The sequence below is a fragment of the Streptomyces sp. NPDC040405 genome, from assembly GCF_055595765.1.
The window spans coordinates 856,017-876,990 of record NZ_JBVIVI010000002.1; the positions used below are offsets into that span (position 1 = coordinate 856,017).

The 20,974-nt window shown below is 72.4% G+C and carries 24 protein-coding genes; 14 read left to right on the forward strand and 10 right to left on the reverse strand.

From position 1 onward, the window contains the following. Nucleotides 1-12: 12 nt before the first annotated feature. Nucleotides 13-873, reverse strand: coding sequence for a dihydropteroate synthase (gene folP, locus ACZ59A_RS11215; protein WP_470956543.1), 861 nt, complete (start codon nucleotides 871-873; stop codon nucleotides 13-15). A 130-nt stretch (nucleotides 874-1,003) separates the two neighbouring features. Here folP and ACZ59A_RS11220 point away from each other — a divergent pair, with 130 nt between their 5' ends. Continuing rightward, a complete protein-coding gene (locus ACZ59A_RS11220) occupies nucleotides 1,004-1,393 on the forward strand; it encodes a DivIVA domain-containing protein (RefSeq protein WP_470957886.1) in 390 nt (129 codons plus the stop codon). Next, complete coding sequence (locus ACZ59A_RS11225; protein ID WP_470956546.1) at nucleotides 1,390-1,986, forward strand: DNA-3-methyladenine glycosylase I; 597 nt, start codon at nucleotides 1,390-1,392, stop codon at nucleotides 1,984-1,986. The genes ACZ59A_RS11220 and ACZ59A_RS11225 overlap by 4 nt, the downstream gene beginning before the upstream one ends. A 28-nt stretch (nucleotides 1,987-2,014) precedes the next feature. Here ACZ59A_RS11225 and chcB read toward each other — a convergent pair whose 3' ends face one another. Next, a complete protein-coding gene (chcB, locus tag ACZ59A_RS11230; RefSeq protein ID WP_470956548.1) occupies nucleotides 2,015-2,833 on the reverse strand; it encodes a 2-cyclohexenylcarbonyl CoA isomerase in 819 nt (272 codons plus the stop codon). Between the two features lie 225 nt (nucleotides 2,834-3,058). Here chcB and ACZ59A_RS11235 point away from each other — a divergent pair, with 225 nt between their 5' ends. Further along, complete coding sequence (locus tag ACZ59A_RS11235) at nucleotides 3,059-3,226, forward strand: DUF3117 domain-containing protein (protein ID WP_003966491.1); 168 nt, start codon at nucleotides 3,059-3,061, stop codon at nucleotides 3,224-3,226. 112 nt (nucleotides 3,227-3,338) lie between these two features. On the opposite strand, the gene ACZ59A_RS11240 is transcribed toward ACZ59A_RS11235, so the two are convergent. Beyond that, complete coding sequence (locus tag ACZ59A_RS11240; protein ID WP_055548063.1) at nucleotides 3,339-4,007, reverse strand: O-methyltransferase; 669 nt, start codon at nucleotides 4,005-4,007, stop codon at nucleotides 3,339-3,341. A 131-nt stretch (nucleotides 4,008-4,138) separates the two neighbouring features. On the opposite strand from ACZ59A_RS11240, the gene sigE reads away from it, so the two are divergent. From sigE to ACZ59A_RS11265, 5 genes are all read left to right on the forward strand, one after another. Next, on the forward strand, nucleotides 4,139-4,942 hold the full coding sequence (gene sigE / locus ACZ59A_RS11245; RefSeq protein ID WP_398294516.1) for an RNA polymerase sigma factor SigE: 804 nt from the start codon (nucleotides 4,139-4,141) through the stop codon (nucleotides 4,940-4,942). Continuing rightward, entirely contained in the window at nucleotides 4,939-5,847 is a 909-nt protein-coding gene (locus tag ACZ59A_RS11250) for a hypothetical protein (protein ID WP_470956552.1), read from the forward strand. The genes sigE and ACZ59A_RS11250 overlap by 4 nt, the downstream gene beginning before the upstream one ends. 222 nt (nucleotides 5,848-6,069) lie before the next feature. Further along, on the forward strand, nucleotides 6,070-7,767 hold the full coding sequence (locus ACZ59A_RS11255; protein WP_470956555.1) for a S1C family serine protease: 1,698 nt from the start codon (nucleotides 6,070-6,072) through the stop codon (nucleotides 7,765-7,767). 102 nt (nucleotides 7,768-7,869) lie between these two features. After that, nucleotides 7,870-8,340: a sec-independent translocase gene (locus ACZ59A_RS11260; RefSeq protein ID WP_470956558.1), complete on the forward strand. Its 471-nt coding sequence runs from the start codon at nucleotides 7,870-7,872 to the stop codon at nucleotides 8,338-8,340. A 118-nt stretch (nucleotides 8,341-8,458) separates the two neighbouring features. Continuing rightward, complete coding sequence (locus tag ACZ59A_RS11265) at nucleotides 8,459-9,118, forward strand: hypothetical protein (protein ID WP_470956561.1); 660 nt, start codon at nucleotides 8,459-8,461, stop codon at nucleotides 9,116-9,118. A 69-nt stretch (nucleotides 9,119-9,187) separates the two neighbouring features. Here the strand turns inward: ACZ59A_RS11265 and ACZ59A_RS11270 are convergent, their stop codons facing one another. The 3 genes from ACZ59A_RS11270 to ACZ59A_RS11280 are packed head-to-tail and all read right to left on the reverse strand — an operon-like array spanning nucleotide 9,188 to nucleotide 12,161. Then, on the reverse strand, nucleotides 9,188-10,342 hold the full coding sequence (locus ACZ59A_RS11270; protein ID WP_470956563.1) for an Mrp/NBP35 family ATP-binding protein: 1,155 nt from the start codon (nucleotides 10,340-10,342) through the stop codon (nucleotides 9,188-9,190). A gap of 42 nt (nucleotides 10,343-10,384) precedes the next feature. Beyond that, nucleotides 10,385-10,888, reverse strand: coding sequence for a DUF1003 domain-containing protein (locus tag ACZ59A_RS11275; RefSeq protein ID WP_470956566.1), 504 nt, complete (start codon nucleotides 10,886-10,888; stop codon nucleotides 10,385-10,387). Further along, nucleotides 10,878-12,161 (reverse strand): magnesium transporter MgtE N-terminal domain-containing protein, encoded by a 1,284-nt coding sequence (locus ACZ59A_RS11280; protein WP_470956569.1) that lies wholly within the window; start codon nucleotides 12,159-12,161, stop codon nucleotides 10,878-10,880. The genes ACZ59A_RS11275 and ACZ59A_RS11280 overlap by 11 nt, the downstream gene beginning before the upstream one ends. 172 nt (nucleotides 12,162-12,333) lie before the next feature. Here ACZ59A_RS11280 and ACZ59A_RS11285 point away from each other — a divergent pair, with 172 nt between their 5' ends. Next, nucleotides 12,334-13,077 (forward strand): hypothetical protein, encoded by a 744-nt coding sequence (locus tag ACZ59A_RS11285; protein WP_468051523.1) that lies wholly within the window; start codon nucleotides 12,334-12,336, stop codon nucleotides 13,075-13,077. Nucleotides 13,078-13,267: 190 nt separating this feature from the next. Here the strand turns inward: ACZ59A_RS11285 and ACZ59A_RS11290 are convergent, their stop codons facing one another. Then, nucleotides 13,268-13,825 (reverse strand): hypothetical protein, encoded by a 558-nt coding sequence (locus tag ACZ59A_RS11290; protein ID WP_470956572.1) that lies wholly within the window; start codon nucleotides 13,823-13,825, stop codon nucleotides 13,268-13,270. A gap of 54 nt (nucleotides 13,826-13,879) precedes the next feature. Between ACZ59A_RS11290 and ACZ59A_RS11295 the strand changes: the two genes are divergently transcribed. Next, on the forward strand, nucleotides 13,880-14,851 hold the full coding sequence (locus tag ACZ59A_RS11295; protein WP_470956575.1) for a DMT family transporter: 972 nt from the start codon (nucleotides 13,880-13,882) through the stop codon (nucleotides 14,849-14,851). Here the strand turns inward: ACZ59A_RS11295 and ACZ59A_RS11300 are convergent. Then, nucleotides 14,848-15,948, reverse strand: coding sequence for a magnesium and cobalt transport protein CorA (locus tag ACZ59A_RS11300; protein WP_470956577.1), 1,101 nt, complete (start codon nucleotides 15,946-15,948; stop codon nucleotides 14,848-14,850). The genes ACZ59A_RS11295 and ACZ59A_RS11300 overlap by 4 nt on opposite strands. Nucleotides 15,949-16,402: 454 nt before the next feature. Between ACZ59A_RS11300 and ACZ59A_RS11305 the strand changes: the two genes are divergently transcribed. The 3 genes from ACZ59A_RS11305 to ACZ59A_RS11315 all read left to right on the forward strand — a co-directional run bounded on the left by ACZ59A_RS11305 (nucleotide 16,403) and on the right by ACZ59A_RS11315 (nucleotide 18,722). Continuing rightward, nucleotides 16,403-17,005, forward strand: a complete 603-nt coding sequence (locus ACZ59A_RS11305; protein WP_470956579.1) for a suppressor of fused domain protein — start codon at nucleotides 16,403-16,405, stop codon at nucleotides 17,003-17,005. Between the two features lie 67 nt (nucleotides 17,006-17,072). Then, entirely contained in the window at nucleotides 17,073-17,711 is a 639-nt protein-coding gene (locus tag ACZ59A_RS11310) for a DUF6758 family protein (RefSeq protein WP_470956582.1), read from the forward strand. Nucleotides 17,712-17,846: 135 nt separating this feature from the next. Next, complete coding sequence (locus ACZ59A_RS11315; RefSeq protein WP_470956585.1) at nucleotides 17,847-18,722, forward strand: PHP domain-containing protein; 876 nt, start codon at nucleotides 17,847-17,849, stop codon at nucleotides 18,720-18,722. Between the two features lie 75 nt (nucleotides 18,723-18,797). Here ACZ59A_RS11315 and ACZ59A_RS11320 read toward each other — a convergent pair whose 3' ends face one another. Then, a complete protein-coding gene (locus tag ACZ59A_RS11320; RefSeq protein WP_009715242.1) occupies nucleotides 18,798-18,953 on the reverse strand; it encodes a hypothetical protein in 156 nt (51 codons plus the stop codon). A 221-nt stretch (nucleotides 18,954-19,174) separates the two neighbouring features. Here ACZ59A_RS11320 and ACZ59A_RS11325 point away from each other — a divergent pair, with 221 nt between their 5' ends. After that, nucleotides 19,175-20,104, forward strand: a complete 930-nt coding sequence (locus ACZ59A_RS11325; RefSeq protein ID WP_470956588.1) for an NYN domain-containing protein — start codon at nucleotides 19,175-19,177, stop codon at nucleotides 20,102-20,104. Here ACZ59A_RS11325 and ACZ59A_RS11330 read toward each other — a convergent pair. Further along, the gene (locus ACZ59A_RS11330) at nucleotides 20,101-20,964 is read right to left on the reverse strand and encodes an alpha/beta fold hydrolase (protein ID WP_470956591.1); all 864 of its coding nucleotides are present in this window, start codon (nucleotides 20,962-20,964) and stop codon (nucleotides 20,101-20,103) included. The two genes, ACZ59A_RS11325 and ACZ59A_RS11330, sit on opposite strands and share 4 nt — an antisense overlap. Nucleotides 20,965-20,974 lie beyond the last annotated feature (10 nt).

Here is a 20,974-nt window from a genome sequence, read left to right on the forward strand (position 1 = left end):
CGGACCGGCGCCTCAGGCCAGCCCCCGGCGGGCGACCGCCGGGGGCCGGTGGCCCGCGATGGACGAGACCATGTCCAGCACCTGACGGGTTTCGGCCACTTCGTGCACCCGGTAGACCTGGGCGCCCAGCCAAGCGGAGACCGCGGTCGTCGCGAGCGTGCCGATCACCCGCTCCTTGACCGGGCGGTCCAGTGTCTCGCCCACGAAGTCCTTGTTGGACAGCGAGACCAGCACCGGCCAGCCGGTCTCCCGCAACTCCTCGAGCCGCCGGGTGGCCTCCAGCGAGTGCCGGGTGTTCTTCCCGAAGTCATGGCCCGGGTCGATCATGATCCCGTCGCGCCGTACGCCCAGCTCCAGCGCGCGCTCCGCGAGCCCCAGGGTGACCCGCAGGATGTCCGCCACCACGTCGTCGTAGCCGATGCGGTGCGGCCGGGTGCGCGGTTCGGCGCCGCCCGCGTGCGTGCAGACCAGCCCGGCGCCGTACCGGGCGGCGACCTCGGCCAGCTTGGGGTCCACCCCGCCCCACGCGTCGTTGAGCACGTCCGCGCCCGCCGCGCAGACCGCCTCGCCGACCTCGTTCCGCCAGGTGTCCACGCTGATCACCACGTCCGGATGGCGCCGCCGCACCTCGGTCACGAAGCCGACCGTGCGCCGCGCCTCCTCGGCGGCGCTCACCTCGTCCCCGGGCCCGGCCTTCACCCCGCCGATGTCGATGATCGCCGCGCCGTCCGCGACGGCCTGCTCGACGCGGGTGAGCGCGGGCTCGTCGCGGAATGTCGCACCCTGGTCGTAGAACGAGTCGGGCGTCCGGTTGACGATCGCCATGATCACTCGCTCGTTCTCGTCGAACTCGCGTCGGCCCAGCCGCAGCATGCGTACTTCCTCTCAGGTGTCCGGCAGCGACGATAACTGTCAGTGGGGCATGGCACGATCGGGTCAGACATTTGACGGGGCCGACGTCCCCTGCGACGTCGCGGCCGAGCCGCCCTAGCCGAGGAGAACGATCACCGTGTTTCTGTTCTTGCTGATCACGCTGGTCGTCGTGGTCGGCGCGGTCACCCTCGCCGTTGTCGGCGGCGGGGACGGGGGCCAGCTGTCCGAGGCGCCGCCCGACCGGCTGGACGACCCGCTCCCCGCCGCCCGCCCGCTGGACCGGGAGGACGTCGAGGCGCTGCGGCTGCCGATGACGCTGCGCGGCTACCGGATGGCGGACGTGGACGACGTGCTGGGGCGGCTCGGCGCCGAGCTGGCCGAGCGGGACGCCCGGATCACCGAGCTGGAGGAGGCCCTGGCGGGCGCGCGGACCCCGGCGTACGGGGACGGCAAGCAGGCCGAGGGCCCGGGGGACTACCCGCCGGAGTATCCGGCGGACTTCGAGGGGAGCGGATCGTGAGCGGTCAGGGGACGGTTGCCGGAGCGGACGGCCTGGCGCGCTGTCCGTGGGGGCTGGAGTCCGACTCCATGGCGGACTACCGGGTCTACCACGACACGGAGTGGGGCTGTCCGGTCCGCGGCGACGACGCGCTGTACGAGCGGATCTGTCTGGAGGCGTTCCAGTCCGGGCTGTCCTGGATCACGATCCTGCGCCGCCGGGAGGGCTTCCGGGCCGCCTTCGCCGACTTCCGGATCAAGGCGGTCGCGGAGTTCACCGAGGCCGACGAGCAGCGGCTGCTCGCCGACCCCGGCATCATCCGCAACCGGGCCAAGATCACGGCCACGATCGGCAACGCGCGGGCCGCGGCGGAGCTGGCCGAAGGCGAGCTGGACGAGCTGATCTGGTCCTTCGCCCCCGACCCCGCCACCCGCCCGGTCCCGCACACCGCGGCCGACGTCCCGGCGATCACCCCGGAGTCCACGGCGCTCAGCCGAGAGCTGAAGAAGCGCGGCTTCCGTTTCGTCGGGCCGACCACGGCCTATGCCCTGATGCAGGCCTGCGGCCTGGTCAACGACCACCTGGCCGACTGCCACGTCCGCGACCGCGTCTGACCGCCCGGCCCGGGTGTGGCGCCGCGGGTCAGCGGCCCGTGAACCGCGGCTGCCGCTTCTGGACGAAGGCGTCCACCGCGGTGCGGTGGTCCTCCGAGGCGCCCGCCCGGCGCTGGAGCTCGTCCTCCTTGGTCAGAGAGTCGGTGAGGCTGTGGCAGGACGCGTAGGCGAGCGATTCCTTGATCGCCGCGTAGGCGGCGGTCGGGCCCTCGGCCAGCCGGCGGGCGACCGCCGCCGCCTCGGCGGGCAGCTCCGCGGCGGGGACGACCCGGTTGGCGATGCCCAGCTCCAGCGCCTCCGCCGCGCCGACGCCGCGCGGGAAGAGCAGCAGGTCGGCGGCCCGGCCATGGCCGATCAGGCGCTGCAGGGACCAGGAGACGCCGGAGTCGGCGGTGAGCGCGACGCCCGCGAACGAGGTGTTGAACGAGGCGGTGTCGGCCACGATCCGGTAGTCGGCGGCGAAGGCGAAGCCCGCCCCGGCCCCGGCCGCGACCCCGTTGACCGCCGCGACCACCGGCTTCGGCATCCCGGCGATCGCGGTCACGATCGGGTTGTAGTGCAGCGAGACGGTGCTCATCGTCGAGCCCTCGGTCCGCTCGCCCCGGGCGTGCGCCTCGCGGTCGGTGGCCAGCAGCCCGATGTGCTCCTTGAGATCCTGTCCGACGCAGAAGGCGCGCCCGGTGCCGATGAGCAGGACGGCCCGGACCGCCGGATCCTCGGCGGCCTGGAGCAGCGCGTCACGCAGCGCCACCTTGGTGTCGATATTGAGCGCGTTCATGGCGTCGGGACGATTCAGAGTGATCGTCGCGAGCCCGTCGGCCTGCTCGTAGAGCACGGTGTCGGTCATGGGCGGCCCTCCCGTGGGCAGATGTTCGGTCGCGGCGGGCGTACGTTATCGCGGTCGCCTCCCCGAATTGAGTGGTTTTGGGGGACTGCCTCGCACGGGGGTTGCCGACCGATGTTGGTCATCGGGTCATGCCATGCGGGATAATGACAGAGAAGCAACGTGTTCGATGCCGGTGACGCCTGGGTTGTCGGCTGCGATGAGCTGGTTTCAGGAAGGGGAACGAGCATGGCGGCCATGAAGCCGCGGACGGGCGACGGCCCGCTCGAGGTGACCAAGGAGGGGCGGGGCATCGTCATGCGCGTTCCGCTCGAAGGCGGCGGTCGGCTCGTCGTCGAGCTGACACCCGACGAGGCCGACGCGCTCGGCGATGCACTGAAGAAGGTTGTCGGCTGAGCCACCGGCCCCACCATCACCCGAGCCCCGCCCCGGCGTCCGGTATGCAGATACCGGCCGCCGGGGCGGTGCTGTGAGCGGGGTCCCGGCACCGCCGGGAGAAAGGCCGGTCTCAGCCGCCGCGGTTGACCGCGCACAGCAGGCCGTCCCCGACCGGGAGCAGCGAGGACTGCAGCACGGTGGACTCGCGCACGGTGCGCAGCAGCTCACGCAGCCGCAGCACCTCGGCGGGCTGGGCGGCGGAGTCCACGGTCCGCCCGTTGGCGAAGACCCCCTCGAAGCAGACCAGGCCGCCCGGCCGCAGCAGCCGCAGCGCTTCCTCCAGGTAGTCCAGGCACTCCAGCCGGTCACCGTCGCAGAACACCAGGTCGTAGCCGCCGTCGGCGAGCCGGGGGAGGACGTCCAGGGCGCGGCCGGGGATGAAACGCGCCCGGTTTCCGGCGAACCCCGCGGCGCGGAACGCCTGCCGGGCGAACTGCTGCATCTCGGGTTCGGTGTCGACGGTGGTCAGCACGCCGTCGGGGCGCATGCCGTGCAGCAGATGGATGCCGGAGACGCCGGTCCCGGTGCCGATCTCGGCGACGGCCTTGGCATCCGCGGCGGCGGCGAGCAGGCGCAGCGCAGCGCCGGTGCCCGCGGACACCGAGCGCAGCCCTGCCTCCCGGGCCCGGTCACGGGCCCAGTGAAGGGCTTCGTCCTCGGCGACGAACGCGTCGGCGAACGCCCAGCTCGTCTGCCGGTTGCCGGTAATGACCCTCTCCTGTCCCCGTAGTTGGCGCAACGGTGACTGTATCCGCTGCGCACGGGAACCCGCAGATGGGACCAGGCGTTGAGGAGGGAAGGGGGGACCGTATGGATCACGACCAAATGCAGGTCAAAAATACTTATCCGGAGCTAACGGGCGAGGTGGATATGGTAGGGGCTCTACTGGACACCACCAGAGCCGACAGGGGAGGTGCGGCTGCGGCCGGTGATCGGCGAGTGCTGAGGCGCTTTCGCAGGTCAGCGGGCGAGCCGAGATCCGTGACCGACACCGCTGACCGTTCCCGTTCCGCCGACTCCACCACCGCGACCTTTGCCACTACCGCGTCGTTCGGTGCGGAGGGGGATTCCCCGGCGTGGACGCCTCCCACCTGGGAGGAGATCGTCAGCACGCACAGCGCACGGGTCTACCGCCTCGCCTACCGGCTCACCGGTAACCAGCACGACGCCGAGGACCTCACCCAGGAGGTGTTCGTCCGCGTCTTCCGCTCGCTGTCGACGTACACCCCGGGCACCTTCGAGGGCTGGCTGCACCGCATCACCACCAATCTCTTCCTCGACATGGTCCGCCGTCGTCAGCGCATCCGCTTCGACGCCCTCGCCGAGGACGCGGCCGAGCGGCTCCCCAGCCGCGAGCCCTCCCCTCAGCAGCACTTCAACGACACCCACTTCGACGCCGATGTGCAGCAGGCGCTCGACACCCTCGCGCCGGAGTTCCGCGCGGCCGTCGTGCTCTGCGACATCGAGGGCCTGTCGTACGAGGAGATCGCCGCGACGCTCGGCGTCAAGCTGGGCACCGTGCGCAGCCGGATCCACCGTGGCCGCTCCCATCTGCGCAAGGCGCTGCAGCACCGCGCTCCGGCGGGGGCGCGCGCCGAGCAGCAGCGCGAGGTCGCCGCGGTGGCGCCGCGGGTCTCCGGCCCGCGGCTGAGTGGGGAGGTCGGGATCGCGTGACCCGATCAGGCGGTCCGTCCCCCGCCGAGCAGCATCTCGGCGACCGCCTTGCGGCTCTGGTCGACGGTGAACTCGGGCATGACGCGCGTGAGCGCGTGCTCGCACACCTGGCGACGTGCTGTAAGTGCAAGGCGGAGGCCGACGCGCAGCGTCGGCTGAAGAGTGTGTTCGCCGAGACGGCGCCCCCGGCGCCGTCCGAGGGCTTCCTCGCCCGTCTCCAGGGCCTCCCGGCCATCGGCGGCGACGACGGCCCGGGAAGCGGTTCCCCCTTCGCGGACCCGGGCGTCCTCGGCCTGCGCGGTGGCGCGCGGGACGTACGGGAGGACGCGCCGGACGTGCGGGCGTCGGAGCGCAGACGACGGGAGCAGGCGTTCGCCTACCTCCCCGCGGTGGCGCCGGTCGACCCGGTCGCCGCCGTCTCGGCGCACCGGGAGCGCGGCTTCCGGATCCATGAGGCCGAGCGCCCCGCGCCGCGCCGCCGCTTCGCCTTCGCGGCCGCGGGCGCGGTGTCCCTGGCCGCCTTCGCGCTCGGCGCCGCCCTGCCGCTGGAGGCGGCGGTCGACCCCGGCCCCCGGACGGACGGCTCGGACAGCGCGGTCACCCCGGTCGACGCCGACGCCGTCGGCACGGGCGCCCGCGAGCGGACCGGCCGCGACATCGGGCTGCTGGCCACCACCGAGACGCGACCGGCGGGGCTCCCCTCCCCGAGCGCGACCCCGAGCCACCCGGTGCTGAGCCCCTCCGGTGCCGCGGTGAACCCGCTGATACAGCCGCTCCTGTCGGTCACGGACCTGATGCGGGCCCCGACCTCCACCCCGGCGGCGCCCGCGCCGACCCAGATGGAAGGCCCGACGCAGCCCGCGTCGGCCACCCCGTACCTCGGCTTCAGCGCGCCCCCGCCCTAGGGGCGGCTCGCAACCCGGGGATTCCGCGCAATATCGCTCACACGTCCGGTCGTTCCGCTCGTTCCGCGCACGCGGGCCCGGGTGGACTGATTGAATCGCTTTCGGGCAGCCCTGCCCTGTCGGGGGCATTCCCGATGGCGGCCGCGGGCGAGCCGAAGAGTCGCGGTGACGTATGACCCGGGCGGCGCGGTTGGCGATCGCTTGCGGGAACTTGGGGAGATCATGGACGAGCGGAAGGCCCCCGGGCCCAAGCCGAAGTGGTGGAGCCGTCCGGTCGCACGGCCCGGCGACCGGCAGACGGACGGCGCGGCGGAGACCGGCGCGGAGCCATCGGAGGAGACGGCGCCGGAGACGGCCGCGGAGCGGGCGGTGCCGTCCGGGCCGGAGGCCGAGCGGCCGACCGGCGCCGCGCGGCCGCTGCACGAGCCCGATCCGTACAGCACCCCGCCCTACGGCGGCCCCGGGCCCTGGGCCCCGGCCCCGCCCGTACAGCACCCGGGCACGACCCCGGCGCACGGCACGGACCTGCCGCCCGGCACCGTCCCCCAGCCCGCCCCGCAGCCGGGGAGCCCACAGCCCATTCCGCAGCCCGCGCCGCAGCCGGGGAGTCCGCAGCCGGGGATCGCGCACAGCACCCCGCCGCCGGGGATCGCGCAGCCCGGGATGGTGACCCCAGCGCACGGCACCCCGCTGCCGCCGCCCGCCGCGCACCCCGAGCTGCCGCCCGCCGTCGAGGGCACCCCGGTCCCGGCCCAGTGGCAGAGCTACGACCCGTGGACCGTGCCCCCGCAGCCCGCCGAGCGCAAGGTGGTCTCCCGCCGCCGCGCGTTCGTCGCCGTCCTGCTGATCGCGCTGATCGCGGGCTGCCTGGGCGGCGGGATCGGCGCGTACGTCGAGCGGGACCGGGCCTCCGGGGGCATCGACGTGAAGCTTCCGCAGGCCCCGCTGGAGAAGGGCACCCGGTCCCCGGGCAGCGTCGCGGGCATCGCCTCCAGCGCGCTGCCGGGCGTGGTGACCATCCATGTCAGCGGCAGTTCCGAGGAGGGCACCGGCACCGGGTTCGTCCTCGACAAGCGGGGCCACATCCTCACCAACAACCATGTCGTGGCGCCCGCCGGCTCCGACGGCGACATATCGGTGACCTTCAACGGCGGCCAGAGCGCCCGCGCCGAGCTGGTCGGCCGGGACGCCGGGTACGACCTGGCGGTCATCCGGGTCGAGGGCGTCTCCGGGCTGCGCCCGCTGCCGCTGGGCAACTCCGACTCCGTCCGGGTCGGCGACCCGGTGGTGGCGATCGGCGCACCCTTCGACCTGGCGGGCACGGTGACCTCCGGGATCATCAGCGCCAAGGAGCGCCCGATCACCGCGGGCGGCGAGAAGGAGGACGGCAGCGACATCTCCTACGTCGACGCGCTGCAGACCGACGCCCCGATCAACCCGGGCAACTCCGGCGGTCCGCTGGTCGACGGCAAGGCGCGGGTCATCGGGATCAACAGCGCCATCCGGGCCGCCGACGACGGCGCCGAGCTGGGCGGCCAGGGCGGCTCCATCGGCCTGGGCTTCGCGATCCCGATCAACCAGGGCAAGCGGGTCGCCGAGGAGCTGATCAACACCGGCAAGGCCACCCACCCCGTGATCGGCGTCACGCTCAACATGGAGTACACGGGCGACGGTGCCCGGGTGAACGGCAAGGGCGCCGACGGCCCGCCGGTCACCCCGGACGGCCCGGGCGACAAGGCGGGGATCAAGGCCGGTGATGTGATTACCGAGGTGGACGGCGTCCGGGTGCACAGCGGCCAGGAGCTGATCGTCAAGATCCGCAGTCACCGCCCCGGCGACCGGCTCCGGCTGACCCTGAAGCGGGACGGCGACGAGCGCACCGTGGAGCTGACGCTGGGCTCGGCGAGCAGCGGCGGCTGACGCCCGATGTTGGCCCGGGCGTCTCCCGCGACGACCCTGCCGACAGGTACGGTGTTGAGTGGCCCACTTCAGGGGTTTCGGACGTCTTCTAGGAGCTGCAAGGTGTTGGACATAGGACCTCTCGAGCTTGTCGCGCTCGTTGTCCTTGCGGTGCTCATCTTCGGCCCGGACAAGCTTCCGAAGGTCATCCGGGACGTGTCGCAGTTCATCCGCAAGATCCGGGAGTTCTCCGACAGTGCCAAGGAGGACATCCGCTCCGAGCTGGGGCCGGAGTTCAAGGACTTCGAGTTCGAGGACCTGAACCCCAAGACGTTCGTGCGCAAGCATGTGCTCGACAACGACGAACTGGGTCTCAAGGAGATCCAGAACGGGTTCGACCTCCGCAAGGAGATGGCCGAGGTCGCCGATTCCGTTAACGGCCGGGAGAGTGACGTCGCACACGGCTCTTCAGGGGGCTCCGGCACCACTCCGCTGTCCCTGTCCAAGGGCGACTCCGACACCCCTGACCTGCTGCGCAAGCGCGATGAGCCGTCTCGCGAGGACCGTCCGCCTTTCGACTCCGACGCCACTTGATCCCCCCGTATGCCCAGGTCGGTTGACCCGTATGGCTATCCTCCCTTTGTCCGGGGTGAGGTCGCCCGAAGGGGGGCGGGCCGCCCACGACGAAGGGCAACGAGGAGGCTCCGCGCACATGGGCACGACGAGTCGGCTAGGGGTGCATGGGGTGGACGGTACGGCGCAGGGGATGCCCGCCGAGGCTCGGCGGAGCGTTGACGGCTACCTGATGGCCGCGTTCCCCTGGTACGGCCTTGACGAGGCGTTCACCGGGCCGCGCTGGCTCATGGAGGTGGGTGCGGCCGCCGACGGCCGGGTGGAGTACGGCTCGACCGGGCACGGCGAGGTGCCGTCGCTGCGCGTCGAGACCGACATGGACCAGCAGCGCTTCACCGCGGTGGTGACGGTCGGCGGCCGCCCCGTACGGGACAGCGCGGACGGCACCGGCAAGCTGGAGGCCACCTCGGTCTCCTCGGCCGCCTGGCTGGCCGGTTCGGGCCTGCTGTCATGCACCTGGCCGACCCGCATGGAGCGGGGCCTGCGCCAGGACTGGCTGGACCAGCAGGCCGCGATCGCCTGGGAGCTGGCGGACGCCCTGGACGGCGAGGAGTGGTCCCCGCTGTCGCTGCCGGTGGACGGCGTGCCGACCGACTTCCACTACCGCGAGTCGGAGTACGGCTGGGTGCTGGCCGGGTCGGCGGGCGAGAGCGTGCACATCGGGGCGTACGGGCGCGGGATGAGCGCCTACGGCCTGGGCTTCTCGGTGATCAAGGACATCGCCGGGTACGACGCGTAGCCGCGCGGACGCGCGCGGGGGCGGCCTCCTGGACTTGAGGAGGCCGCCCCCGCGCACGCGTAAGACCGCTCAGAACTTGTTGCGCGGCGTGACGCCCAGCGACATGCCCGCGAGGCCCCGCTGCCGTCCGCCGATCTTGCCCGCGATCGACCGCAGCGCGCTGCCCGCGGGGGAGTCGGGGTCGGACAGCACGACCGGCCGGCCGTCGTCGCCGCCCTCGCGCAGCCGTACGTCGATCGGGATGGAGCCCAGCACCGGCACCGTCGTACCCGTGGTCCGGGACAGCCCCTCGGCGACCGTCTGCCCGCCGCCGGTGCCGAAGACGTCGACCATCTCGTCGCAGTGCGGGCAGGGCAGCCCGGACATGTTCTCCACCACGCCGACGATCTTCTGATGGGTCTGGACGGCGATCGAGCCCGCCCGCTCGGCCACCTCGGCGGCGGCCTGCTGCGGCGTCGTCACCACCAGGATCTCGGCGCCCGGCACGAGCTGGGCGACGGAGATCGCGATGTCGCCGGTGCCCGGCGGCAGGTCCAGCAGCAGGACGTCGAGGTCGCCCCAGTAGACGTCGGCCAGGAACTGCTGGAGGGCGCGGTGCAGCATCGGTCCGCGCCACACCACCGGGGCGTTGCCCGGGGTGAACATCCCGATCGAGATCACCTTCACGCCGTTCGCCGACGGCGGCATGATCATGTCCTCGACCTGGGTCGGCTTTCCGTCGGCGCCGAGCATGCGCGGCACCGAGTGGCCGTAGATGTCGGCGTCCACGACACCGACCTTGAGGCCGTCGTCGGCCATCGCGGCGGCCAGGTTGACCGTCACCGACGACTTGCCGACGCCGCCCTTGCCGGAGGCCACCGCGTACACCCGGGTCAGCGAGCCGGGCTGGGCGAAGGGCACCTCGCGCTCGGCCTGGCCGCCGCGCAGCGAGGCCGCCAGCTCGCGCCGCTGCTCGTCGCTCATCACGTCCAGCTCGACCGTGACCTCGGTCACCCCGCCGACCTGGCCGACCGCGTCCCGCACCCGGTTCGTGATCGTCTCCCGCATCGGACAGCCGGAGACCGTGAGGTACACCACCACCGCGACCGTGCCGTCCGACGCGATCTCGACGGATTTGACCATGCCGAGGTCGGTGATCGGCTTGTGGATCTCCGGGTCGTTGACCGTGGCGAGCGCGGCGCGCACCGCTTCTTCGCTCGGTGCCGGGACAGTGTCGGTAGCCATAAGCAGATGGTACGGCGCCGCGGGTGCGCGCCGGAAAGCCCGTCAGCGGTCGCGTTCCTCACGCGACGGCGCGGGCCGCCGTTCGTCCAGCTCCCGGACCAGTCCCTCGAACTCGGAGCGGATCCAGTCCCTGGTCGCGACCTCGCCGAGCCCGGTGCGCAGCGACGCGATCTCCCGGGTCAGGAACTCGGTGTCGGCGATGGACCGCTCGTTCTGCGCCCGGTCCTGTTCGAGGTTGACGCGGTCGCGGTCGGCCTGCCGGTACTGGGCGAGCAGGATCAGCGGCGCCGAGTACGACGCCTGCAGCGAGAGCATCAGCGTCAGGAAGATGAACGGGAACGGGTCGAACCGCAGCGGCCGCGGGGCCAGGGTGTTCCACAGCAGCCAGGCGACGACGAAGACCGTCATCCAGGCGATGAAGCGGCCGGTGCCCAGGAAGCGGGCGATCAGCTCCGACGCCCTGCCGAACGCCTCCGGGTCCCAGCGCGGCAGCGGGCTGCGGCGGGGCTCCTTGGGCCGGTCGAGACGGCCCCCGTCACCGTCCATCGCCCACCTCCGGAACCGGCGCCGCGCCGTGCGGCTCGCGCTCCCGCCAGCCGGGCGGCAGCAGATGGTCCAGGACGTCGTCCACCGTCACCACGCCCAGCAGCGACCCGCCCTCGTCCATGACCGGCGCCGCCACCAGGTTGTACGTCGCCAGATGGGCGGCGACCACGGAGAGCGGGGTGTCCGGCGGCAGCGGCCGCAGATCGGTGTCCACGACCGAGCCGACGAGGGTGAACGGCGGGTCGCGCAGCAGCCGTTGGAAGTGGATGGTGCCCAGATAGCGCCCGGTGGGCGTCTCGTCGGGCGGTCGGCACACATAGACCTGGGCGGCGAGCGCCGGGGTGAGGTCCTGGTTGCGCACCCGCGCGAGCGCGTCCGCGACCGTGGCGTCCGGCCGCAGCACGATCGGCTCGGTCGTCATCAGCCCGCCCGCCGAGCCCTCCTCGTACGACATCAGCCGCCGCATGTCGGCCGCGTCCCGGGGCCGCATCAGGGTCAGCAGCCGTTCCTTGTCCCGTTCGGGCAGCTCGGACAGCAGGTCGGCCGCGTCGTCCGGGTCCATCGCCTCCAGGACGTCGGCCGCGCGCTCCTCCTTGAGCTTGCCGAGGATCTCCACCTGGTCGTCGTCGGGCAGCTCCTCCAGGACGTCCGCGAGCCGTTCGTCGTCCAGCGCCGCCGCGACCTCGCCGCGGCGCTTGGCGGAGAGGTGGTGCAGGACGTTGGCGAGGTCGGCGGGGCGCAGCTGATCGAAGGTGGCGAGCAGGTTCTCCGCGCCCTGTCCGCGCTCCTCCAGCGAGAATCCGGTGACGGCCGACCAGTCCACGGTCAGCGTCTCGCCGCGGCGGCGCAGCGCACCGCTCTTGCCGCGGCGTACGAAGACCCGGTCGATCTCCCATTCGCGGCGTGCGGGCAGCTGGGCCATCGCCACGTCGAGGACCGTGACCTGCTCGCCGGTCTCCACCACCCGCACGGTGCGGTCCAGCAGTTCGCCGAGGACCAGCGTCTCGGTGGGGCGCTGCTCGAAGCGCCGCATGTTGACCACGCCGGTGGTGATGACCTGGCCCGACTCCATGCCGGTCACCCGCGTCATGGGCAGGAAGATGCGGCGCCGGGTGACCACTTCGACGACCAGCCCGAGGACCCGCGGCGGCCGACCGGCCAGCCGCAGCATCGCCACCAGGTCGCGGACCCGCCCGACCTGGTCGCCGTTCGGGTCGAAGACGGCGACGCCGGCCAGATGCGAGACGTAGATCCGTGAGGCGCCTGCGGGCATGCCATGCGCCTCCTTCTCGCCACGCATTGGTGCGTATTCACCGGGTTCAGGCTAGCCTGTCCCGTTCTGCCCCGCCGCCGGACAAGCGGCCCCCGCCGCCCTGCGCACACTTCCGTACGGCACCGGTACGCTGCCGTACTGCACCGGACCGGCATCAGGAGGCAGAGCGGACGTGCGCATCCGGAACACGGTTCTCGTCGCGGTGATGTGCGCGGGATTGGCCGCGACGCTCACCGCGTGCGGCGGCGAAGAGGAGAAGGACCCCGACGCGGGAACCAACGGCGTGGGCAAGCTCCCCGCCACCAAGATCCAGAGCAAGGCGCGGACGGCGGCCGGGGGCGCGGACGCGGTCCATCTGTCCGGCAGCCTCGTATCCAAGGGCCGCACCTACAAGGTCGACATGAAGCTCAAGGGCGACGGCGGCACCGGCGTCGTCTCCACGAAGGGCAGCAGGTTCGAACTGCTGCGGGTGGGCGAGGAGCTGTACCTCAAGGCGGGCTCGGGCTTCTGGGGCCACCAGGGCAGCGGCGGCGGCCACAGCGGCGACGCGGCCGCCGCGGACAAGCTCGACGACAAGTACGTGAAGGTGCCGTCCGGAGACCCCTCCTACAAACGGCTCAGCGGCTTCACGGACAAGAGCGTCATGCTGGACGGCCTGCTCGGCCTCCACGGCACGATCACCGCCGGCGACCGGGGCGAGGTCGGCGGCATCCGCACGATCCGCATCCGCGGCGGCCAGGGCGAGGGCGGCTCCCTGGACGTCTCCCTCCAGGGCCGCCCGTACCCCCTGCGACTGGAGCGGGCCGGGGGCGCGGGGGTGATCCGCCTCGCGGACTGGAACAAGGACTTCGACCTGTCCGCACCGGACGAGGACCATGTGGTCGACTACGGCCAGCAGATCCCGACGGGGACGTAGCCCCGCAGCGGTAGCCCACCCCCAGCCCTCCCGGCCGTGCCCCCTGCCCCTCCGGGGCGTACCACCCAGCCCCTCCGGCGTTTGAGGAGCGGGGTCCAGGGGCGGAGCCCCGGCGGGGGTGCGGGGGCGGAGCCCCCGCAAGGGGGCCCGGGGCGCAGCCCCGGTTCGGGAAGGGGCGGGGTGGGGAAAATCAGCCCGCCTTACGGCCCCGCTTCCCCCGCGCCAACAACTTCGGCAGACCCGCCGGCATCTCCCGCCGCGTCACGGCAGGAGTCGGCAGCGGCGCCGCCGCGAGCGACCCCGTCCCCGCCGCCACGAGCGCCCCGTCGAGGACCGGCTCCAGCCGCAGCACCCGGCACTCCCGCGCCCACCGGTCCGCGATCCCGTCCGCGTCCACCGCGTTCAGCCGCTTGCCCTTCAGCTCGCCGACGACCGCCGTCCACGCCTCGCCGCCCGGGGCGAGTTCGACCACCCGCGCGGGCCAGCCGATCAGCCGCCCGCCCTTGTCCTTGCTGCGCACGGTCACCGTCGCGGCGCCGCCGTCCACGAGCCCGAGCCCCTTCAGCGGCTGCTCGTCGGGGCCGTCCCCGACGAGGCAGACGGCGCCCTCGTGCCAGATGTGCCACAGCGCGCGGGCGGCGCCCTCGGAGCCCTGAACCCAGATCAGGGCGGACTTCTTGGACGCCTCCTCGACCAGAGCGCGGTCGATCGGGTCCATGGCGTCCAGCGGCGTCGGCGTCTGCGTCATGCGAACAGCCTAGGACAGCGGGACCGGTGCCCTCCGCGTATCCCACCCACCGAAATGACAGTTCCATGCAAGGCATACGCACCTTACGCTGAGCCCGTGCCCACGACCCGCTCCGCCCGCACACCCACCGCCGTCACCACCGCACCCCGCCCGACCCTGGACGCCGCCCTGCTCGCCGTCGCCGTCGCCGGGGTGTCGCTCTCCGCGCCGCTGGCCGCCGCGACCGCGGCCCCCGCCCTCGCCGTCGCGTTCTGGCGCAACGCGATGGCGGTCGGCGTGCTCACCCCGCTCGCCCTGTGGCGCCACCGGAGCGAGCTGCGCGGGATGGGGCGCCGGGCGGTGGCGCTCTCCGCGGCCTCGGGGGCGCTGCTCGCGGTGCACTTCGGGACCTGGCTGCCGAGCCTGCACATGACGTCCGTGGCCTCCTCCACCGCGCTGGTGACCACGACCCCGATCTGGACCGCGCTGCTGCTGCGGCTGCGCGGCCACCGCCCGCCGCCGATGGCGACCCTCGGCACGGTGCTGGCGTTCCTCGGTGTGGTGATCCTCACCGGAGTCGACCTGTCCGCCTGCCCGCAGGCGCTCGCGGGCGACGCGCTCGCCCTGGTGGGCGGAGTGGCCGCGGCCGGATACGTGCTGCTGGGGGCGGAGGTGCGCCGGGCGGCGAGCACGACCGCGTACACCTGCGTCTGCTACTCCACGGCCAGCGTGTTCCTGCTGCTGACCTGCCTGGTCGCGGGCGCGCGGCTGCACGGCTACAGCGGGGACACCTGGCTGCGGCTGGTGCTGCTGATGCTCACGGCGCAGCTGCTCGGGCACACGCTGATCAACCGGGTGGTCAAGGGCCTGGGCCCGTCCGTGACCTCGACCGCGATCCTGCTGGAGACGCCGGGCGCGGCCCTGATCGCGGCGGTGTGGCTGGGCCAGCAGCCGCCGGTGGCCGCCTACCCGGCGCTCGCGGTGATCCTCGGCGGGCTCGCGCTCGTCGTCCTGGGGGACCGTAAGAAGGTGAGCGCGAGTCTCTAGAGCCAGCCGTTCCGCTTGAACCCGCGGTGGATCGTGACGCAGATCCCCACCGTGACGGCCATCACCATCGGGTAGCCGAACTTCCAGTGCAGCTCGGGCATGTAGGTGAAGTTCATGCCGTAGATCCCGGCGATCATCGTCGGGACGGCGCAGATCGCCGCCCAGGAGGTGATCTTTCGCATGTCCTCGTTCTGGGCGACCGTCGCCTGCGCCAGGTTCGCCTGGAGGATCGAGTTCAGCAGGTCGTCGAAGCCCAGGACCTGCTCGTTGACCCGGGCCAGATGGTCCGCGACGTCCCGGAAGTACTTCTGGATGTCCGGGTCCACCAGCCGCATCGGACGCTCGCTCAGCAGCTGCATCGGCCGCAGCAGCGGCGAGACGGCCCGCTTGAACTCCAGCACCTCGCGCTTGAGCTGGTAGATCCGGCCCGCGTCGCCGCCGCGCCGGGAGGTGGCCTGCGAGAAGACCTCGATCTCGACCTCGTCGATGTCGTCCTGGACGGCGTCGGCGACCGCGACATAGCCGTCCACGACCTGGTCGGCGATGGCGTGCAGCACCGCCGAGGGGCCCTTGGCCAGCAGCTCCGGGTCCTCCTGGAGACGGTGGCGCAGGGCGCGCAGCGAGCCCTGGCCGCCGTGCCGCACGGTCACGATGAAGTTGTGGCCGGTGAAGCACATCACCTCGCCGGTCTCCACGACCTCGCTGGTCGCGGTGAGTTCGGCGTGGTCCACGTAGTGGATGGTCTTGAAGACGGTGAAGAGGCTGTCGTCGTACCGCTCCAGCTTCGGCCGCTGGTGCGCCTGCACCGCGTCCTCGACGGCCAGCGGGTGCAGCCCGAACTCCTGTGCGATGCCCGCGAACTCGCGCTCGGTCGGCTCGTGCAGGCCGATCCAGGCGAACCCGCCCTCGGCGCGCACCCGCTCCATCGCACGCGCCGGGCTGACGTGGTCGCTGACCCGCTTCCCGTCGCGGTAGACGGCGCAGTCGACCACCGCGCTGGTGACGGACGGGTCGCGGGTGGCGTCGTAGTTGCTGGTGTTGTGCGTCCGGCGCAGGGCGGGGCGGACGGCTGCGCGCAGGTCACGGATCATCGACATGACGGGCTCCTTCACGGGCCGGCCGTCAGCGGTGGGCGCGCGGCGCAGCGCTGCGCCCGGAACGTGGACGTACGGCACTCGGATGAGGCGTACGTACGTCCGCAAAGCGGGCGGCGCTCCGTGCGATGGCGCTGACGGAAATCGCGGAGAACAGAACAGATGCGATACGAAGGCGCTCTGCCGTCACATGCCCTTGATGCGAGAAGACTTCACGTGTTTCACCGCGAGGCGGCGGGGTACGGAAGGTTTCAGATCATGAAGTCGCATACCAAGGGGAAACGACGGGAGAACTGTCGGTACTGCACGGTCGACTAGGATCCACCGCAGCCCCACCTCCTCCGGCCGGTCCCCCTTGGGGGACGACGTATTTCCCTGGGCAGGCAGCAAGGCTATCAGTCGGCAGAACCGTTAAGCCGCCGCTTTGCCCGTTCGATACGCGATCTATGCTCACCGCATGTCAGACGTTCTGCAGCTGGTCGAGGCCCGGTTGATCACTGCGCTGGGCGAGCCGGACGCCCGCGCCGCCGTCACGTTCGTCGGTACGGACCGCATCGAGGTGCTGCGTTTCCGCGCCGGCGGGAACATCGTCCGGTACGCCACCCTCGGCATGTCGGACCATCCGATGACCGACCCCATGGCCGCCGTCGCCGACCACCTCCGCGGCCCGCGCGCCGAGCTGGTCCTCACCGTGCGCCCGGGCGGCCCCGGCCCCGAGGCCGCCGTGCTGGACGAGGTGCTGCGCCCGCTCGCCGTGCTGGCCGCCACGCCGCAGGTCGAGGGCCTGGTGGTGACCCCGGGCGCGTCGCTGGAACTGGGCGGACCGCTGTGGCCCGGGGCGCCCTTCACCTCCGTACTGGTCGGCGAACCGGGCGGTCTGGTCGAGGACTTGGAGCTGATCGAGCCGATGGAGCCGGTGCGCTTCCTGCCGCTGCTGCCGATGACCGGGAACGAGGCGGCGTGGAAGCGGGTCCACGGCGCCGGCGCGCTCCAGGATCGCTGGCTGCGGCACGGCACGGACCTGCGCGACCCGGCCAGATCCGGGGTGCCGCTCGTCTGAAGCCCGTCCCCTCCACACGGGTGATCGTCCTTGACGTGGGGACGGGCGGGGAGGACCGTGGGGCCCTATGAGGGGCGAACCCAGTTGCCCGAAGTGCGGTGGCCGGGTGCGTGCGCCCGGTCTTTTCGCCGACTTCTGGCAGTGCGGTGTGCACGGCACGGTGCACCCCGTCCAGCCGGTCGTCCCGCCGAGCGTGGAAGCACTCGTGGTGGTCACCAACCGTGCCCGGGTGCCCGTATGGATGCCGTGGCCGCTGCCCGTCGGGTGGCTGTTCACCGGGGTCGCGTGCGCCGGTGACGACCGCAGTGGCGGCCGCGCGACCGTCGTGGCCTGCTCGGGCCCCGGCCCGCTGGGCGGCCCGGGGGAGCTGCTGCTGATCGCGGAGGAACTGGGCGTGGGGCTCGGCGCGCGGTACGCGGGCATTCCCGGCCCCGATCCCGGTCCCGGGATGCGGGTGGACAAGCCGCCGCACGTCAAGGTGCTGGCCGCCGGGCGGCCCACCCCGCTGTGGCATGTCGAGGGCACCCCGGACGACCGTGCGGTGTTCGCGGGCGAGGCGTGCGGGCTGTGGCTGTGGGCGGTGGTCTGGCCGGAACAGACCGGGCTGCTGATGTACGACGAGATGGTGCTCACCGATCTGCGGGACGCGGGCGCCGAAGTGGACCTGGTGCCGTGCGGCGCGCTGTCGCCGCGGCTGCTGTCCTGACGCCGGCCGTACGGTCCTGACCCCGGGTGGCGGTACGGACCGGCCGGGTCACCCCTGACGCGGGCATGCCCCTGGACTGCGGCTACGCTGAACGAGGCCGCCCGTTCACCCTGTTACCGCTGGGAGCCCGCGTTCGTGCGCATCGACCTGCACACCCACTCCACCGCGTCGGACGGTACGGACACCCCCGCCGAGCTGGTGCGCAATGCCGCCGCGGCCGGGCTGGACGTCGTCGCGCTCACCGATCACGACACCGTCGGCGGCTACGAGGAGGCGGCCGGGGCGCTGCCGGACGGGCTGACGCTGGTCACCGGCGCCGAGCTGTCCTGCCGTCTGGGCGGGGTGAGCCTGCACATGCTGGCGTATCTCTTCGATCCGGCCGAGCCCGAGCTGGCGCGCGAGCGCGAGCTGGTGCGCGACGACCGGGTGCCCCGGGCCCAGGGGATGGTGGCGAAGCTGCGCGAGCTGGGCGTGCCCGTCACCTGGGAGCGGGTCGCGGAGATCGCCGGGGACGGGGCCGTCGGACGGCCGCACATCGCGACCGCGATGGTCGAGGCGGGCGTCGTCGAGACCGTCTCGGACGCCTTCGACTCGGAGTGGCTGTCGAACGGCGGCCGGGCGTACGTGGAGAAGCACGAGCTGGACCCCTTCGAGGCGGTCCGGCTGATCAAGGGCGCGGGCGGGGTCGCCGTCTTCGCGCATCCGCTGGCCGTCAAGCGCGGTGAGTGCGTACCGGAGAGCGCGATCGGGGAGCTGGCCGAGGCCGGTCTCGACGGCGTCGAGGTCGACCACATGGACCACGACGAGCCGACGAGGACCCGGCTGCGCGCCCTCGCCGCCGAGCACGGGCTGCTCACCACGGGCTCCAGTGACTACCACGGCAGCCGTAAGACCTGTCGGCTCGGCGAGTACACCACCGACCCCGAGGTCTACGCGGAGATCGTGCGCCGGGCGGCGCTGGCCCCACGCGAAGCGCCCCCGTACGACGGCGTACGAGGGCGGCTGCGGTGACGCGTCACTCTCTGCGGTGACTCGTCGGCGTCTGTGTCTACGTCTGTGTCTGCTGCTGCTACTGCGTCGGTGCTACTACCGGGCGGCGGTTTCGGCTGGACGGATGTAGATGCGCTGGCCGATCGCGGCGGCCTGCTGCACGATCCGGTTGACGGAGGCGGCGTCCACGACGGTGCTGTCCACGGCGTTCCCGTCGACATCGTCAAGGCGCATGATCTCGAAGCGCTGCAAGGCTTCTCCCTTCGTCTGATCCTCCTGCTGGAGAACTGGTCTGTACGGGAGACGCGCGGCGTCGCTGCCGCGCGTTCCACAACCTGTTCAACGAAGCATGCCTTGAAAAGATTCCCTACGCTAATGAAATTTTTCGCCAGTCTAAGTATTCCCTGGTCGGGCGCCGATCAGCCGGAGTCCGGTTGTGCCCCTCAGGCGGGGGCCCGGAGAATGAACCGCGTATGAGTGACGTGATGCCTGCGGGCCAACCAGACCTCGCCTCGATCGTCGACGGCATCGAGCGCACCAACGAGCTGCTGCACCGTGTGCTCGCCGAGGTCGCGACCACGCCCTCCACTCACGCGATCTTCGTGGACGCCGGATATGTCTACGCGGCCGCCGGGCGGCTCGTCGCCGGTACTGAGGACCGCCGGGCCTTCGAGCTGGACGCCGAGGGGATCATCGAGGCGTTCATCGACAAGGCGCGGATGATCTTCCCGGACAGCCGGCTGCTGCGGGTCTACTGGTTCGACGGGGCCCGGCGCCGCATCCACACCCCGGAGCAGCAGAGCATCGCCGAGCTGCCCGACGTCAAGGTCCGGCTGGGCAACCTCAACGCCAACAACCAGCAGAAGGGCGTCGACTCGCTCATCCGGTCCGACCTCGAATCCCTCGCCCGGCACCGGGCCATCGGTGACGCCGTGCTGATCGGCGGCGACGAGGACCTGGTCTCCGCCGTCGAGGCCGCGCAGGGGTACGGAGCGCGCGTCCATCTGTGGGGCATCGAGGCCCTCGACGGGCGCAATCAGGCCGAGCCGCTGCTGTGGGAGGTCGACAGCCAGCGCACCTTCGACCTCGACTTCTGCAAGCCGTACGTCACCCGGCGGGCGACCGGCTACGAGCCGAACGGCGACATGCCGCTGTGCGGGCCCGCGCCCTCCCGCGACGAGGTGCGCTTCATCGGCGCGCAGATCGCCGCCCAGTGGCTCTCCGCACGCGGCCGCGAAAGCCTCGCCGACCTGCTGCCCGGCCACCCCTATCTGCCCGGCTCGGTCGACCAGGAGCTGCTGATCGACGCGGAAGGGATGCTGCGGCTGTCGCTGCGCGCCCACGCCGACCTGCGGCGGGCGCTGCGGGACGGCTTCTGGGAGCACCTGCAGGCGCAGTACTAACCGGTCTCCTGCCAGAACCCGATCAGCGCGTCCGCCGTGGGATGCGGCCGTTCGGCGTTGGGGGAGTGCTCCGCGCCGTCGATCACGGTCCGGCGGGCGGACAGCCGCTCCGCCATCGCGTCCATCAGCGGCACCGGCCAGGCGTAGTCCACCGCACCCGACAGCACATGCTTGGGGAGCGCCGTCGCGGCCAGCTCCCCGACCCGGTCCGGCTCGCCGTTGAGCTGCCGCCCGGTGGCCATCAGCTGCTCCGGAACGGTGCCCATCCAGCGCGAGCGCAGAAAGTCCCGTACGCCGGGCGGGGTCACCTCATCGGCCGCCTCGGGCGGATCGAGTTCGCGCATCGCCTGCCACACCGACTCCATGTCCATCACGCCCAGCGCGTCGATCAGCAGTTTGGTGCGGGCCTGCTGCGGGGGCGCGATGGCGGCGGGCCCGGAACTCATGATCGTGAGCGAGGCGAAGGCGGCGGGGTCGCGGAGCACGGCGGCCCGCGCGATCAGCCCGCCCAGCGAATGCCCCAGGACATGGACCGGCCCCGCGCCGTCCGCCAGCGCCGTGGCCTGCGCGAGGAGATCCCGCGCCAGCTCGTCCTGGGCGTAGGCGGTCTCGTCGCGCGGTCCGTGGCTCTCGTGCTGGCCGCGCCCGTCGATCGCGACCGCCCGGAAACCGGCGGTGGCCAGCGGCTCCAGGAGCGCGATGAAGTCCTCTTTGCTGCCGGTGAACCCCGGCACCAGCAACACGGTCCCCTGCGGCGAACGCGCGGGCCGCGCGTCATGCACGGCGAACTCACCGCGCGCGGTCGTCAACCGATGGGCGCGGGCGCCCACGGGAAGGGTGAGAAAAGGCGGCCTGCTCATGGGGACGAGG

Bases quoted from the DNA above. Each gene is read 5' to 3' on its own strand.
- folP (WP_470956543.1), bottom strand. From the start codon at position 873: ATGCTGCGGCTGGGCCGACGCGAGTTCGACGAGAACGAGCGAGTGATC.
- chcB (WP_470956548.1), bottom strand. From the start codon at position 2,833: ATGACCGACACCGTGCTCTACGAGCAGGCCGACGGGCTCGCGACGATC.
- ACZ59A_RS11235 (WP_003966491.1), top strand. From the start codon at position 3,059: ATGGCGGCCATGAAGCCGCGGACGGGCGACGGCCCGCTCGAGGTGACC.
- sigE (WP_398294516.1), top strand. From the start codon at position 4,139: ATGGTAGGGGCTCTACTGGACACCACCAGAGCCGACAGGGGAGGTGCG.
- ACZ59A_RS11255 (WP_470956555.1), top strand. From the start codon at position 6,070: ATGGACGAGCGGAAGGCCCCCGGGCCCAAGCCGAAGTGGTGGAGCCGT.
- ACZ59A_RS11265 (WP_470956561.1), top strand. From the start codon at position 8,459: ATGGGCACGACGAGTCGGCTAGGGGTGCATGGGGTGGACGGTACGGCG.
- ACZ59A_RS11270 (WP_470956563.1), bottom strand. From the start codon at position 10,342: ATGGCTACCGACACTGTCCCGGCACCGAGCGAAGAAGCGGTGCGCGCC.
- ACZ59A_RS11275 (WP_470956566.1), bottom strand. From the start codon at position 10,888: ATGGACGGTGACGGGGGCCGTCTCGACCGGCCCAAGGAGCCCCGCCGC.
- ACZ59A_RS11280 (WP_470956569.1), bottom strand. From the start codon at position 12,161: ATGCCCGCAGGCGCCTCACGGATCTACGTCTCGCATCTGGCCGGCGTC.
- ACZ59A_RS11290 (WP_470956572.1), bottom strand. From the start codon at position 13,825: ATGACGCAGACGCCGACGCCGCTGGACGCCATGGACCCGATCGACCGC.
- ACZ59A_RS11295 (WP_470956575.1), top strand. From the start codon at position 13,880: ATGACAGTTCCATGCAAGGCATACGCACCTTACGCTGAGCCCGTGCCC.
- ACZ59A_RS11300 (WP_470956577.1), bottom strand. From the start codon at position 15,948: ATGTCGATGATCCGTGACCTGCGCGCAGCCGTCCGCCCCGCCCTGCGC.
- ACZ59A_RS11305 (WP_470956579.1), top strand. From the start codon at position 16,403: ATGTCAGACGTTCTGCAGCTGGTCGAGGCCCGGTTGATCACTGCGCTG.
- ACZ59A_RS11310 (WP_470956582.1), top strand. From the start codon at position 17,073: ATGAGGGGCGAACCCAGTTGCCCGAAGTGCGGTGGCCGGGTGCGTGCG.
- ACZ59A_RS11325 (WP_470956588.1), top strand. From the start codon at position 19,175: ATGAGTGACGTGATGCCTGCGGGCCAACCAGACCTCGCCTCGATCGTC.
- ACZ59A_RS11330 (WP_470956591.1), bottom strand. From the start codon at position 20,964: ATGAGCAGGCCGCCTTTTCTCACCCTTCCCGTGGGCGCCCGCGCCCAT.